Here is a 14,573-nt window from a genome sequence, read left to right on the forward strand (position 1 = left end):
TGGGGTGGCTCGCTCTGGGGCGCGCCGGGTCACCCCGTGTCAGTCCGCTCATGCGCCGTCCGCGCCGACCAGCACGGCGCCGGGGTCCGAGAACGCGCCCGCCTGCTTGCGGTACGCGCCCGGCGACATTCCCGTGACGCGCTTGAAGGCCACGCTGAGTGCGCTCTCCGACCCGTATCCGACCGAGTGCGCGATGAGGGCGACCGTGTCGGTGCTCGCTCGCAGCTGCCGGGAGGCGAGTTCGATCCGCCAGCGGGTCAGGTACTCCAGCGGTCCCTGCCCGACCGTCTCCTTGAAGCGCGCCGCCAGCGTGGACCGCGACACGGCGCTCGCTTGCGCCAGTTCGGCCACGGTCCAGGAACGCGCGGGGTCTTCGTGCATCGACGCCAGGGCCGTGGCCACCACGGGGTCGGCGAGGCCGGACAGCCACCCCGACACCGCGTGCGGCTGACGGGCGAGGTGCAGCCGAAGAACGTGGATGAGCATGATGACGGCGAGGTGCTCGGCGACCAGCGTCGAGGCCGGCGGCCTGTGGTGCAGTTCCTGTTCGATGGCGGTCAGCGCCCACTCCACGGCATCCGCCTGCTCGGTCCCCGCGGGCACGTGGACGACCGGGGGCAGCCCGTCCAGCAGCAGCTCCTGCGCCCGCTCGCCGAAGGAGAAGCGCCCGCCGATCAGGTATACATCGTCACCGGTACCGACCCGCGCGACGCCGCCCGTCGCCCTCGCGAAGACGGGGCCCGCGTCCACCGCGGTGGCCTCGGGGTCACTGCTCAGGGTGAAGCGCAGCGGGCGAGTGAGCAGGTAGCAGTCGCCGGCCGCCAGCTCGATCGGTTCCGGGAGCCCGTCGACCTCCAGCCGGCACCGTCCGCGTCTGACGGCGTTGAACTTGACGCCGGAGGGTGGGGCGAACCGCACGGCCCAGCGCCCTCCCGCCGCCAGGGCGGTCGACAGATGGCTGCGCGTCTTCAGTAGGGCCAGCACGTCCTCCAGTGGATCCACGAGCACCTCCTCTGGACGATGGCTGAAGAAGTCCGGACGACAAGTTATACATCGTCCAGCGGCGCGGTCCTACGGTGAGTGGCGTACGTGACGTCGCACCTCAGGAAAGACTGCCCGTGAACGCCGAATCCCCACTCACCACCCCCTTCCACTCCCACGCCACGGCCGCCGAGGTGATCGACGGCGTGGACCTCACCGGACGCCGCGCCGTGGTCACCGGCGGCGCCTCCGGTATCGGTACCGAGACGGTCCGGGCCCTCGCCCTCGCCGGCGCGGAGGTCACCGTGGCCACCCGTCGTCCGGAGACCGCCGAGCCGCTGGTCCGTGAACTCGCCGCAGCCCCTGGTGCCGGATCCGTGCGGGCCGAGGCGCTCGACCTGGCGGACATCGACTCCGCCCTGGCCTTCGCGCGGGTGTGGCGCGGCCCGCTGGACATCCTCGTGGCCAACGCCGGGATCATGGCGCTTCCCACGCGACAGCTCAGCGCAGAGGGCTGGGAGCTGCAGCTCGCCACCAACTTCCTCGGTCACTTCGCCCTGGCCGACGCCCTCCACCCCGCGCTGCGCGCGTCGGGCTCGGCTCGCGTCGTGGTCGTCAGCTCCGGGGCCCACCTGAACTCGCCCTTCGACTTCGACGACCCGCACTTCGAGCGGCGTCCGTACGACCCCTGGGTGGCCTACGGGCAGTCCAAGACGGCCGATGTGCTCCTCGCCGTGGGTGCCCGCCGGTGGGCGGACGACGGCATCACGGCCAATGCGGTCGCCCCCGGCTACATCCTCACCAACCTCCAGCGCCACCTGGACGACGACACCATGCGCTCGTTCGGCGTGATGGACGACGAGGGGAACCTGACTCCGCTGCCGTACTACAAGACCCCGGCCCAGGGCGCCGCGACATCCGTGCTGCTGGCCGCATCGCCGCTGGTCAAGGGTGTGACCGGCCGCTACTTCGAGGACAACCAGGAGGCACCGGTCGTATCGGACGGCGACAACCGGGCCGGCCGGGTGGCCGCTCACGCCCTCGATCAGCAGGCGGCGGACCGGCTGTGGGACCAGGCCGCCGACGCCGTACGCCGCTGACGTCCGCCCGGGGGGAGCGGAGCCGGTGAGGCGGCGGTGCGGGACGCGTGCGCCGGACCGCCGCCTTCAGAACAGGCCCGCTCCCTGTTCGAAGTCCAGCAGGCGCCTCTTGCGGTCGAGGCCGCCGCCGTAGCCCGTCAGGCCGCCGCCCGCGCCGATCACACGGTGGCAGGGGACGATGATGCCGACGGGGTTCTTGCCGTTGGCGAGGCCGACGGCGCGTGAGGCGCCGGGATTGCCCAGGGCGTCGGCCAGTTGGCCGTACGAGCGGGTCTCGCCGTAGGGGATCCGGGACAGCTGCTCCCAGACGCTGCGCTGGAACGGCGTGCCGTGCAGGCGCAGTTCGAGGGTGAACTCCTTCAACTCGCCCGCGAAGTAGGCCCGCAGCTGATCGATCGCCTCCCCGAATGGGGTGTCGTCCGGCTCGCCGAAGCTCTCCTCGGGTGGGCGGTGGCGCTGGCCGACCATGTACAGGCCGCACAGGACGCCGTCGTCGGCGACGAGGGTGAGCGGACCGTAGGGGCTGTCGATGACCGTGTACTGCTTCATGGAACGTCCTCACACAGGCAGGAAATTGATGGGGTGGCCGTCGGTCGCCCAGAGGTACTGGACCGCGTACGCCCGCCAGGGCCGCCAGGCCGCCGCCCGGGCCGTGAGCGCGGCCGGGGTGGACGGCAGGCCCAGCCCCTGGGCCGCGCGCCGGATGCCGAGGTCGGTGGGCAGGAAGGCGTCGGGGTCGCCGAGGGCGCGCATCGCGATCACATCGACGGTCCAGGGGCCGAAGCCGGGTAGCGCGAGCAGGCGGGCCCGGGTCTCCTCCCAGTCGCTCTCCACGCCCAAGTGGATCTCCTTGTCCGCGAGCCGGCGGACGAGGGTGGTGAACGTGGTGCGGCGGGTGCGGGGCATCGCGAGCGACTCGGGGTCGAGCGCGGCGAGCGCGTCGGGTGCCGGGAAGAGGTGGGTGAGGCCGCCTTCTGGGTCCTCGACCGCCTCGCCGTGCGCCGTGACCAGACGGGCCGCGTGGGTGCGGGCGGCGGCCGTGGACACCTGCTGGCCGAGGACGGCCCGTACGGCGAACTCGTCCTCGTCCACGGTGCGCGGGACCCTGCGGCCCGGGGCCTTGTCGACCAGCGGTGCCAGCAGCGGATCGGCGCGCAGCTGGTCGTCCACCGCGACGGGATCGGCGTCCAGGTCGAGCATCCGGCGGCAGCGGCTGATCGCCACGGGCAGGTCGCGCAGATCGCTCAGGGTCAGACGGCAGCCGATGTGGTCGGGCCGCGGTGTCAGCGCCACGATCCCGTGGCCGTACGGCAGCCGGAGGGTGCGCCGGTAGGCGCCGTCGCGCCATTCCTCGACGCCGGGTACGGCGGTCGCGGCGAGGTGGCCGAAGAGGTTGTCCGGGTTGAGCGGGGCCCGGAAGGGCAGCCGCAGGGTCAGGACGCCCGGTGCGATCGCCGTCGTCTTCGGCAGGCGGGCGCGCAGTTCGCCCGGGGCCAGCGCGAAGACCTCGCGGACGGTGTCGTTGAAGGAGCGGATCGAGGAGAAGCCGGCCGCGAACGCGATCTCCGCCATCGGCAGCGCGGTCGTCTCGATGAGGAGCCGGGCCGTCTGGGCGCGCTGCGCCCGGGCGAGCGCGAGGGGTCCCGCACCCAGCTCGGCGAGGAGCTGGCGCTCGATCTGGCGGGTGCTGTAGCCGAGGCGCGCGGCCAGCCCGGGCACGCCCTCCCGGTCGACGACGCCGTCGGCGATCAGCCGCATGGCGCGGGCGACCAGGTCGGCCCGCTGGTTCCAGGCGGGCGAGCCGGGGCTGGTGTCCGGGCGGCACCGCTTGCAGGCCCGGAATCCGGCCTGCTGGCAGGCGGCCGCGCTCGGGTAGAACGTCATGTTCTCCGGCTTGGGCGGCACGACCGGGCAGCTGGGCCGGCAGTAGATCCGCGTGGTCAGGACGGCGGTGAAGAACCAGCCGTCGAAGCGTGCGTCCTTCGACTGCACCGCGCGCACGCAGCGCTCCCTGTCGGTGTGCATCCCGTTCCGCATGCGTCCAGCATGGGTCATGACCGGCGGCCGGGCTGGCGGAAATCCGACATGTAGGTGAGCCTACCTGGCACTGTCCCGATCACCAGCGGCGCCGGAACGGGCCGCGGTGCGTCCCGGCCGAGGGTGCCCGCGTCAGTCGACGTGGGCGGCGAACGCCTCGTAGGCCCGCTCGTCGAAGAGGACGAACCGTACCTCCACGACCTCGGTCGCCACGCTCCGCACGGTCTCGACCGCGATACGGGCTCCGTCGTCCAGCGGCCAGCCGTAGACACCCGTGGAGACGGCCGGGAACGCGACCGTCCGGGCGCCCAGTGTGTCGGCGACCCTGAGGGACTCCCGGTAGCAGGAGGCCAGCAGCTCGGAGCGGTCCTCGGTGGCGGACCAGACCGGGCCGACGGTGTGGATCACCCACTGTGCGTCCAGTTCGCCCGCGGTCGTGGCGACCGCCTGGCCGGTGGGCAGTCCCTTGCCGTAGTGGGAGGCACGCAGTGCGCGGCACTCCTCGAGGATCGCGGGCCCGCCGCGCCGGTGGATCGCGCCGTCCACGCCTCCACCGCCGAGCAGCGAGGAGTTGGCCGCGTTGACGATCGCGTCGGCGCTCTGCCGGGTGATGTCGCCCAGCACCAGGGTGAGACCGGTCATGTCGCTCTCAGCCTCCTCCAGACGGCCTTCGCCGCGTTGTGCCCCGACATGCCGTGCACTCCGGGGCCCGGCGGGGTGGCCGAGGAGCAGATGAAGACGGCCGGGTGGGGGGTGTTGTACGGGAACAGGGACGGTTTGGGGCGCAGCAGGAGCTGCAAACCGGACACCGCGCCGGAGGCGATGTCGCCGCCGACGTAGTTGGCGTTGCGGGCGGCCAGTTCGGGCGGGCCCGCGGTGGCGCGGGCGAGGACGCGGTCACGGAAGCCCGGCGCGAAGCGCTCCAGTTGGCGTTCTATGGCATCGGTGAGGTCTCCCGTCCAGCCGTTCGGCACATGGCCGTACGCCCAGAAGACGTGCTTGCCCTCCGGCGCCCGGGTGGGGTCGGCGACGCTGGGCTGCACGGTGATCAGGAAGGGTTTGTCGGGGGCGCGGCCCTCCCGGGACGCGGCGCGCAGGGCATGGCCGATCTCGGCCTTGTCGGCGCCGATCTGGACGGTGGTCGCGACACGCGGTTCCTTCGCGGTCCAGGGCACGGGGCCGTCCAGGGCGTAGTCGATCTTGAAGATGCCGGGGCCGTACCGGAAGCCGTCGTAGTACCGGCCGAGGCCTGCGATGCGGGCCAGGGCGGTGGGCGAGGTGTCGAAGATATAGGCGCGCGCCGGGGGCAGGTCATCGAGGCGCTTGACCTCGTAGTCGGTGTGGACGGTGCCGCCGAGGTCCTTGAGGTAGGCGGCGAGGGCGTCCGAGACGGACTGGGAGCCGCCGCGGGCCACCGGCCAGCCGCGGGCGTGCGCGGCCAGCGCGAAGACCAGGCCGATCGCGCCGGTGGCGAAGCCGTCGAGCGGGGCGATCACATGGGCGACGAGACCGGCGAACAGGGCTTTCGCCCGCTCGTCGCGGAAGCGGCGCATCAGCCAGGTCGACGGGGGCAGCCCCACGAGGCCGAACCGGGCCAGGGTGACCGGGTCACGAGGGAGCGCGGTGAGCGGCAGGGACATGAAGTCACGGGCCAGGGTGTCCCAGCGGCCGAGGAAGGGCTCGACCAGCCTGCGGTAGGCCCCCGCGTCGTGCGGCCCGAACGAGGCGGCCGTCTCGGCGACGGAACGGGAGAGCACCGCGGCGCTGCCGTCGGGGAAGGGGTGCGCCATGGGCAGCTCGGCGTGCAGCCATTCGAGGCCGTAGCGCTCCAGGGGCAGTGCCCGGAAGGCCGGCGAGTTGATACCGAGAGGGTGGGCCGCCGAGCACGGGTCGTGCCGGAACCCGGGCAGCGTCAGCTCCTCCGTCCGCGCGCCTCCGCCGACGGTGTCGCGGGCCTCGAAGATGGCCACGGAGAACCCCCGGCGAGCCAGCTCCACGGCAGCCGTCAGTCCGTTGGGCCCCGCTCCCACCACGACCGCATCGTGCATCGACGGCACCTCGGACTCCTTCGTCAGCCGACGCCCACAGGCATTCAGGATATGCCGGGCCACTGACAGTGCGGAGGTGCGGGTGGCGGCCGCCGGATCCGGCGGTGACGGCGATGTCGGCCCGGACGCAAGGGCGTTGCGGGCGCTACCGGGTTCAGACGCCGCCCGACAGCAGTCCCACCACCCGCCGGGCCGTGGCCTCGTCCCTGGCGGCGGTGAACGGCAAGGTGTTGCCGCCGGTGATACGGAACGGCTCACCCGTGAGCGTGAGGTGTGCGCCGCCCGCCTCCTCGACCAGGAGGATGCCCGCCGCGTGGTCCCATGCCGCTTCCCAGGAGAAGGCAGTAGCGTCCAGCAGGCCCTGGGCGATCTTCAGGTACTCGAGGCCCGCGGACCCGCACGAGCGCGGGCGTATTCCCTCGGTCTGCAGGCCGAGGAGCGCGCGCTTCTGCTCGTCCGTCGTGTAGTACGGGTGCGAGGTGGCCACCTCCAGGTCACGGCCCGGGGCGGGTGAGCCGGAGCGCAGGCGTACGCCGTCGAGGAAGGCGCCCTGTCCCCGTACGGCCGTGGCGAGCTTGTCCTGGGCCGGTGCGTACGTCCACGAGGCCAGCAGGACGCCGTCCTGCGCGAGGGCGACCAGCGTGCAGAATCCGAGGTCGCCGTGGACGAACTGACGGGTGCCGTCGACCGGATCGACGATCCAGACGGGCTCGCTGCCCCGCACCGCCTCGTACGTCGCCGGATTGGCGTGGACCGCCTCCTCGCCCACCACGACCGAGCCGGGCAGCAGCTTGACGAGCGCCTCGGCGAGGTAGGCCTCGGCCTTGCGGTCGGCGTCGGTGACCAGGTCGTACGGGCCGCTCTTCTCGTCGATCTCGTCTGCGGCGAGCCGGCGGAAGCGCGGCATGATCTCGGTGGCGGCCGCCGTGCGGACGGCCTCCTCCACGTCTGACGTGCGATGAGCGAGAAACTCGTCGATGGTTTCAAAGCCTTCGATCATGCGTCCATGAGAGCACGCGACGCTGACAATCCCCCCCGGCCCGGTGTACCACCGGTGGAATCCGGATGAATTGGGGACTTCGTTGATCGGGACGCGGGCACGCTCGATCGCTTGTCGCCACCGAGGTAACCGGCCCGGCCGCGCCACCCCGGCCCGGCAACGCGACCTCGGCGGCCCGCCGCTCCCGCCTAGCGGCCGACCGCGTACCCCTGCATCCCGCGCGGATTCGCCGCGGCGGACAGCACCCCCGTCCGCGGATCCCGGGCCACCGCGCACAACCGCCCCTCGGACCAGGCGCCGCCGACGGTCACGTCATGGCCGCGCCGGCGCAGCTCCTCGACCACCGCGGAGTCCATGCGGGACTCCACGGTGACGCTGCCGGGGCGCATACCGCGCGGGTAGAAGGAGCCGGGGAAGCTGTCGTTGTGCCAGTTCGGGGCGTCGATGGCGCCCTGCAGGTCCAGCCCGCCGCGGACCGCCGGGAGCAGGGCGGCCGCCAGGAAGAAGTGCATCTGCCACTGGTCCTGCTGGTCGCCGCCGGGCGTGCCGAACGCGAGCACCGGCACACCGTCGCGCAGCGCCATCGTGGGGGTGAGGGTGGTCCGGGGGCGTCGGCCCGGGGTGAGGGAGTTGGGCAGACCCTCGTCCAGCCAGCTCATCTGGAGGCGGGTGCCCAGCGGGAAGCCCAGCTCGGGCACGACCGGGTTGGACTGCAGCCAGCCACCGCTGGGCATGGCCGCGACCATGTTGCCCCAGCGGTCGACGACGTCCAGGTGGCAGGTGTCGCCGCGGGTGGTCCCGTCGGCGGCGACGTCCGGTTCGCCGGGCACCGGGGAGGCCGGGCTCTTGGCGACCGTCGGTTCGCCAGCCCCCATGGGGTCGAAGCCGGGGTCGTCGGCGGCCACCACGCACGCGTACTCGCTCAGGCGGGGAGCGCGGCCCCCGGGTGCGCCGGGGCGCAGCTCGTAGGAGGCCTTGTCGCCGACGAGGTCGCGCCGCCCGGCGTTGTAGGCGTCCGAGAGCAGGTCGTCCAGCGGCACCTCGGCCGCGTCGCCGTACCAGGCCTCGCGGTCGGCCATGGCGAGCTTGCAGCCCTCGATCAGCAGGTGGACATAGTCCGCGGAGCCGTAGCGGGGCAGCTCGGGCGGGAGCAGGGCGAGCTGCTGGAGCAGGGCCGGGCCCTGGCTCCAGGGGCCTGCCTTGCACACGGTCCAGCCGTTCCAGTCGTAGGTGGCGGGCCTCTCGTAGGAGGCGGACCAGGAGGCCAGGTCATCGGCGGCCAGGGTGCCGCTGTGGCGCTCGCCGCTGGTGTCCTTGGTGGGCCGCCGCGCCTGCCGCACGAGCGCCTCCGCGATGAAGCCCGACCGCCACACTCGCCGGGCGGCCTCGATCTGCGCCTCCCGGTCCCCCGCCCCGGAGACCTCGGCAAGCAGCCGCTTCCAGGTGGCGGCCAGCGCGGGATTGCGCAGCAGCTCACCGGGGACGGGTGCCTTCCCGTTCGGGAGGTACACCTCGGCCGAGGAGGTCCACTCCGTCTCGAACAGCTCGCGGACGCTTTCGACGGTCTCGCCGACGCGTTCCACTGGTGCGTGCCCGTGCTCGGCATAGCCGATGGCGTACTTCAGGACGTCGGCGAGGGGCTTCGTACCGTGGTCGCGCAGCAGAAGCATCCAGGCGTCGAAAGCGCCGGGGACGGCCGCGGCGAGGGGTCCGGTGCCGGGCACGAGATCCAGACCGAGTCCCCGGTAATGGGCGATCGTGGCCCCCGCGGGTGCGACGCCCTGACCGCACAGCACCCGTACCTCACCGCCTGCGGGGGCGAGCAGGATCGGGACCTCCCCGGCGGGTCCGTTCAGATGCGGCTCCACCACGTGCAGCACGAACGCTCCGGCCACTGCGGCGTCGAAGGCGTTGCCGCCGTCCTCCAGCACCGCCATGGCCGACTGCGAGGCCAGCCAGTGGGTGGAGGAGACCATGCCGAAGGTGCCCTGGAGCGTGGGGCGGGTGGTGAACATCGGAAACTCCTCACTGCTCGCCGTCCGGTGCGGCGATCGTACGCACCCCCGGTGCAGCCAAGGCAGCACCTATCCTTTTCATCCCGATATGCCTGCTTGACCGCAGGTGGCCGGGGTATTCGGAAGACATGAACCAGATGCATCGGAACAGCGGAATGAGCGGCGCCTGGGACGACCGCTACGGAGCCCCCGCCGCATCGTCATGGAGGCCGAGGGTGGAGCAGGGCGGGGTTCCGCCGGGCGAGACCCCACCGGGCGAGAGCAGCATCGAAGAGGCCGTTCCACAACTGGAGTACCAGCGGCAACGAGGCTGGGCCATGGGGCCACTGATCGCGATCATGATCGTGACCGTGCTGGTGGCCGGGTTCTTCCTGGCGTACGCCATCTCGCTGATGGTGTGAGCGGCACCGCCCCCTGCGCCGCCGACGAACCCGACTCGCAGAAGGGGACGACGAGCCGGGGCGATGACGTGCGCCCGACGGCGAGGCGATGCCCCCGCACGACGGCCGAGGCGATGATCCGCGTACGAGGCCAGGCTTAAGACACGTACGACGGACCGGAGCCATGCCCCGCGGACCCCGAACCCTCTCCGCGACTGCGCGGCACACAGAGCCCGTCCAGGTCCTGACGGCGAGGACAAAAACGGCACACCACAGCAAGGACGTACAGACCTCACGGCCCGTCAACAGCCGTCCGCTGTCACCGAGCAGGCACGGAGCGAGTTCGCACTTCCGCCTCACGGGCAGTCATGTGAGACTGGCGTCCCGTCCGCAGTGTGGACCCCCACTCCGCACCGTCCCCCACGAGAGCGCCCGTGCAGTCTCTTCCTCTGCCGCTCGCCCTGACCGCACGCCTGCTGCCGGTCGCCGTCCTCGCCGCGGCGGGCTGGTCCCTGTCGTCCGGGCCGCTCGCCGCCGCCCCGGCCACCGACCAGAAGGCGGCGCAGGGGACCCCGAGCACGCAAGGCACCCAGAGCACCGGGGGCGCCTCCGCTACCGCCACAGCGCCGACGGCCAAGACCTACTCCGCCGCGCCGGCGCCGTGCGGCGCCGTGGCCACCAAGACGATCGAGTCGCTCGTCCCCGGCGCCAAGACGGCCGGGAAGGAGATCCCGTCGACGGACAAGTCCGTCCGGCGCACCTGCTCCTGGAACGCGCTCAAGGGCTACGACTACCGCTGGCTCGACGTCTCCTTCGAGATCACCGGCTCCAACGCCCAGGCGCAGAAGTCGTACACCGAGCGGACCACGGAGAAGAGCGGCGGCGGCGCGGTCCCCGGCCTCGGCGATTCGGGCTACTCGGTGGTGAACCTCACCACCGAGGACAAGCAGCAGACCCGTGAGGGCGTGGTGCTGGTCCGCGTGTCCAACGCGCTGGTGTCCATCACCTACAACGGCAGTGACTTCGAGACGAAGAAGGCACCGAGTACGGACGAGATCAACAAGGGCGCCATCAAGGCCGCCAAGGACGCGGTGGCCGCGCTGGAGAACGGCCAGACGAAGGGCTGACCGTCCTCCAGCGCGGGCCGGGTCAGGCCGCGGTCCTCTCCCGTCCCCGCAGCAGCATGAGCACCACGTACAGCACCAGCGACGTACCGAGGCCGACCGCCCAGCCGTAGTCGGCGAGCGGCCTGAGGGCCGGGATGGGACGTCCGTCGACCAGCGGATGGAAGTCGGCGCCGCCGATCGCCAGGACGCCGCCCACCACGAAGGCGACGACGGCCCGCCAGTTCCAGCCGCCCTCGTACCAGTAGCGCCCGCCCGAGCGGTACAGGTCCCCGAGGACGAGGGAGCCGCGGCGCAGGATCCAGTAGTCGGCGATGAGGATGCCCGCCACCGTGCCGAGCAGTCCGCCGACCAGGCCGAGCCAGGTGAAGATGTAGCCCTGCGGGTCGGAGTACAGCTTCCACGGGAAGATCAGCACGCCGAGCACGCAGGTGGCGAGGGCGCCGGTGCGGAAACTGATCCTGCGCGGCGCGATGTTGGAGAAGCGGCATCGGTCCTCACCTTCGTCGCCGACATGGCCGAGTCGAAGACCGAGATACGCGTATCCAGGCTGCACAAGGCCGTTCCTGTCGTCACGGTCGTCCTACTGGCTGCCTGCTTCTTCGCCACGCCCCAGCCTCACGAGGCGGAGGACCTCCTGGCGGACTACGCCGACCACGCCACGATCCTGGCGTACGGCGTCATATGGACCTCCTACCTCGGCGCCGCCCTGCTGAGCGCCACCCTGCTCTGCTTCCGCTGGGGGCGCCGCCCCGACAGCGGACTCGTCGGCCGAGGGCTGATCCTCATCGGCACCGGCACCGCCGTCGGCCTCGTATACGCCCTCCACCGCGTCGCCGTGCTGTTCGTCGACTACCTCGGCAGCAGTCCGCGCGGTGAACACGTCAACCACGCAGTCAGCACGGACCTGCTCTTCCTGGCCCTGCTGCTGATCGTGCTGGGCAGCACCCTCACCGACGCCGTCCCGGAGACCCGGCTCGACACCCCGCCGAGCCGCGCCACAGACGCGACCAACCCACTGCGTACGCACGACCGGCTGTACCGGCGCACCATCGAGATCCGCGACTCCATCCTCACTCTCGCCGACCACGCACCGGCGGAACTACGCGGACGCGCCTACGACCACGCCACCTCCCTCGGCTTCATCGGCGCCCTCGCCGACATCACCGCCGAGGCCTGCTGGCTCGCCGTCGCCCGCGAGGAACGGCTCCGCGGCGTGACCACCGGCTCCGGCGAGCCCATGCCCCCGCCAGCGGAGGCCGCGACCTCGCCACCGAGATCCGCGCCCTCAACACCCTCAGCACCGCCTACCGCTCCCGCGCCACGCAGGACTTCCTCCGCGCCCACCTTGAGGAGACACCGGCATGACCACCACCCAGACTCCACCCTCTGCCGCTGTTCCTGCCGAGCGGCGCTCCGCCCGCCTCGTCACCGAGGCTCTGGCGCCCGCCAACCTGGTCATCGGCGTCCTGCTGGTCATCGGCTGGCACTCCACCAACTCCCTTGCGGGTGCGGGCTGGGGCCTGCTGGCAGGCATCTTCTGCGGCGGCCTGCCGATCGCCTACATCGTCACCGGCGTCCGCCGGGGCCGCTGGACGGACAAGCATCTCAAGGTCCGTTCCCAGCGGTGGATACCGCTCTTCGTCACCTGGGTTCCGTCCTCGTCGGCACGGGCCTGCTCCTGGCGCTCGACGCGCCCCGCGAGGTCGTCGCCCTGGTCGCCGCCATGATCGCTGGCCTGCTACTGACCATGGCGGTCACCGTCTGGTGGAAGGTCGGCGTCCACACCGCCGTCGCCTCCGGCGTCGCCGTCGTCATCACCGTCGCCTACGGCTGGTGGGCCGCCCTCCTCTTCCTAGGCGTCGTCGCCGTCGGCTGGTCCCGGGTCTCACTGCGTGACCACACGACGGCACAGGTGATCGTGGGCACCATCCTGGGCGGCACGGCGGCAGCTGTGGTGTTCGCGGGGCTGCGCTGACCCATCCACGCAGGTTCCGCGCATCAGCGGACCGAGCGGTGTCCGCCGGATCACGACCGACGGCGAGTTCGATCGCGTACCCGCCGGCGATCCACCACGGGAAGTCGGCCTCGGCGAACATGACGCCAGATCTTCGGGACGAGCCAGCACCCAGCGCCCCGCTCCCTCAGCACCCACCTGTCCATGCTCTCAGTGAACGAGGACCTGGAAGGGGAGTCCGTCGTAGGCCAGCAAAATGCAGCGGCGAGCTACGGGGTGAGCCGGTTCGGTCCGCGGAAGAGGAAGGTGGCCTCGCGGATCGACTCCAGACCGAGCATCACCATCAGTACCCGTCCCAGGCCCATGCCAAGGCCGCCGTGCGGCGGGCACCCGTACCGGAACGCGTTCAGGTAGTCCTGCATCGGCTCGGGGCTCATGCCCTTCTCGGCGGCCTGCCTCAGCAGCACGTCGTAACGGTGCTCGCGCTGGGCGCCGGTGGTTACCTCCAGCCCCTTCCACAGCAGGTCGAAGCTCAGGGTCACGGTCGGGTCGTCGGCCGACCTCATGTGGTAGAAGGGCCGGATGCCGACCGGGTAGTGCGTGATGAACACGAACTCGTGGCCCGTGGCCTGCTGGATGTGGGCGCTGATGCGTCGCTCGCCCTCCGGGTCCAGGTCCTCCTTGACGCTTTCCGGGTCCCAGCCGCCCTTGCGCAGGATGTCGTGCGCCTCGGCCATGGTGATACGGGGGAAGGGCGTTGTAGGGACGGTGATCTCCACGCCGTAATGCTCCCGGACGGCCTCGCCGTGGGCCTCGGCGACCTTGGCGATGGCGTGGGCGAGCATCTGCTCCTCGAACGCCATGATGTCCTCGACACCGTCGATCCACGCCAGTTCGACGTCGACGCCGGTGAACTCGGTGGCGTGCCGGGAGGTGAACGACGGCTCGGCACGGAAGACCGGGCCGATCTCGAAGACCTTCTCGATGCCGGCCGAGATCGCCATCTGCTTGTAGAACTGGGGCGACTGGGCCAGATAGGCGCTGCGGCCGAAGTAGCCGAGCTCGAAGACCTCCGCTCCGGACTCCGAGGCGGTGCCCATCAGCTTGGGAGTGTGCATCTCCGTGGCACCCTGCGCATAGGCGTACTCGCGCATGCCCTGCTCCAGGGTGGTCTGCACAGCGAACATCAGCTGAGCGGCGGGACGGCGGCGCACGTCCAGGAACCGCCAGTCCAGCCGGTGTTCGATCCCGGTCTGTTCGTCGATCGGCAGGGGGACAGCAGCCGGGTTCAGGACCTCGACGGCCTCTGGGACGAGCTCCAGCCCGCCGAGCTTGACCTGGGCGGCGTCCACGACACGGCAGGTGATCTTGACGGCGGACTCTGGGGTGAGGGCGTCGAGCTGGGCCTCCAACGGCCCGTCGCCACGCTTGTGGGTCACCTGCACCAGGCCGCTGTTGTCCCGAACAATGACAAACTGGACCTTGCTCATCAGGCGCAGGGCTTTCACCCATCCGCAGACGGTGACGGTACGGCCCACGTGCTCTCGCAGGTCGGAGATGTGTACGCGGCTGTGGATCATTTCGATCCTCCGAAGGACGCTGTCATGATCCCTTGGGAGTGCGGGCGAGAAGGGCAACTCGCGGTGCCACCGCACTTTCGCCGCCACGAGGTGGCGGCCTCATTTCGGGCCCGGTAACGGGGGTCGGCCGGCGGGGCATTGGGCCACCAAGCGGGGCCGTTCCTCCCCGCGCTCGGGAGGGTCTTCACCTCGGGGCGCGAGACCGCCTTCCCAGCTGTCGGCGGTTCTCTCGGCTCGCGTGATCCCTGGCTACTCGTCTCCGTCAACGCGCTGCCCGGAAGGATACGGACGCCGCGATCGCGTCCGCAATCGAGAAACCCTTCGGTGAATCCCGCAGCTTCCGGGCTTCCC

The 14,573-nt window shown here is 71.5% G+C and carries 12 protein-coding genes and 1 pseudogene; 4 read left to right on the forward strand and 9 right to left on the reverse strand.

Annotation, left to right across the window (positions count from 1 at the left end; all coding sequences use genetic code 11):
* Nucleotides 1-48: 48 nt before the first annotated feature.
* Complete coding sequence (locus ACQEXA_RS14645) at nt 49-1,002, reverse strand: AraC family transcriptional regulator (protein ID WP_433130262.1); 954 nt, start codon at nt 1,000-1,002, stop codon at nt 49-51.
* A gap of 116 nt (nt 1,003-1,118) precedes the next feature.
* Between ACQEXA_RS14645 and ACQEXA_RS14650 the strand changes: the two genes are divergently transcribed.
* Nucleotides 1,119-2,081, forward strand: a complete 963-nt coding sequence (locus tag ACQEXA_RS14650; RefSeq protein WP_433130264.1) for an SDR family NAD(P)-dependent oxidoreductase — start codon at nt 1,119-1,121, stop codon at nt 2,079-2,081.
* Nucleotides 2,082-2,147: 66 nt separating this feature from the next.
* Here the strand turns inward: ACQEXA_RS14650 and ACQEXA_RS14655 are convergent, their stop codons facing one another.
* From ACQEXA_RS14655 to ACQEXA_RS14680, 6 genes are all read right to left on the reverse strand, one after another.
* The gene (locus tag ACQEXA_RS14655; RefSeq protein ID WP_432934394.1) at nt 2,148-2,630 is read right to left on the reverse strand and encodes a methylated-DNA--[protein]-cysteine S-methyltransferase; all 483 of its coding nucleotides are present in this window, start codon (nt 2,628-2,630) and stop codon (nt 2,148-2,150) included.
* A gap of 9 nt (nt 2,631-2,639) precedes the next feature.
* Nucleotides 2,640-4,106, reverse strand: a complete 1,467-nt coding sequence (locus ACQEXA_RS14660; RefSeq protein WP_361824478.1) for an AlkA N-terminal domain-containing protein — start codon at nt 4,104-4,106, stop codon at nt 2,640-2,642.
* A gap of 144 nt (nt 4,107-4,250) precedes the next feature.
* The gene (locus tag ACQEXA_RS14665; RefSeq protein WP_432934392.1) at nt 4,251-4,760 is read right to left on the reverse strand and encodes an O-acetyl-ADP-ribose deacetylase; all 510 of its coding nucleotides are present in this window, start codon (nt 4,758-4,760) and stop codon (nt 4,251-4,253) included.
* Nucleotides 4,757-6,166, reverse strand: coding sequence for a phytoene desaturase family protein (locus ACQEXA_RS14670; protein ID WP_433134561.1), 1,410 nt, complete (start codon nt 6,164-6,166; stop codon nt 4,757-4,759). Before ACQEXA_RS14670 ends, ACQEXA_RS14665 begins: the two co-directional genes overlap by 4 nt.
* Before the next feature lie 154 nt (nt 6,167-6,320).
* Entirely contained in the window at nt 6,321-7,166 is an 846-nt protein-coding gene (locus ACQEXA_RS14675; protein WP_433130266.1) for an inositol monophosphatase family protein, read from the reverse strand.
* 188 nt (nt 7,167-7,354) lie between these two features.
* On the reverse strand, nt 7,355-9,181 hold the full coding sequence (locus ACQEXA_RS14680) for a gamma-glutamyltransferase family protein (protein WP_433130268.1): 1,827 nt from the start codon (nt 9,179-9,181) through the stop codon (nt 7,355-7,357).
* Between the two features lie 128 nt (nt 9,182-9,309).
* Between ACQEXA_RS14680 and ACQEXA_RS14685 the strand changes: the two genes are divergently transcribed.
* Together ACQEXA_RS14685 and ACQEXA_RS14690 are read left to right on the forward strand one after the other, a co-directional pair.
* Nucleotides 9,310-9,582, forward strand: a complete 273-nt coding sequence (locus tag ACQEXA_RS14685; RefSeq protein ID WP_359398203.1) for a DUF6480 family protein — start codon at nt 9,310-9,312, stop codon at nt 9,580-9,582.
* A gap of 413 nt (nt 9,583-9,995) precedes the next feature.
* A complete protein-coding gene (locus tag ACQEXA_RS14690) occupies nt 9,996-10,688 on the forward strand; it encodes a hypothetical protein (protein ID WP_433130270.1) in 693 nt (230 codons plus the stop codon).
* Nucleotides 10,689-10,710: 22 nt separating this feature from the next.
* Here the strand turns inward: ACQEXA_RS14690 and ACQEXA_RS14695 are convergent.
* Nucleotides 10,711-11,169: pseudogene (locus tag ACQEXA_RS14695) on the reverse strand (cytosine permease); the annotation flags it as partial.
* 30 nt (nt 11,170-11,199) lie between these two features.
* Between ACQEXA_RS14695 and ACQEXA_RS14700 the strand changes: the two are divergent.
* The gene (locus tag ACQEXA_RS14700) at nt 11,200-12,663 is read left to right on the forward strand and encodes a DUF6545 domain-containing protein (protein WP_432934384.1); all 1,464 of its coding nucleotides are present in this window, start codon (nt 11,200-11,202) and stop codon (nt 12,661-12,663) included.
* Nucleotides 12,664-12,911: 248 nt separating this feature from the next.
* On the opposite strand, the gene aspS is transcribed toward ACQEXA_RS14700, so the two are convergent.
* A complete protein-coding gene (gene aspS / locus ACQEXA_RS14705) occupies nt 12,912-14,222 on the reverse strand; it encodes an aspartate--tRNA(Asn) ligase (protein WP_432934382.1) in 1,311 nt (436 codons plus the stop codon).
* Nucleotides 14,223-14,573 lie beyond the last annotated feature (351 nt).

Origin of the sequence: Streptomyces sp. CA-106110 (assembly GCF_050936285.1) — a bacterium.
In the GTDB taxonomy this organism is placed as follows: Bacteria; Actinomycetota; Actinomycetes; order Streptomycetales; family Streptomycetaceae; genus Streptomyces.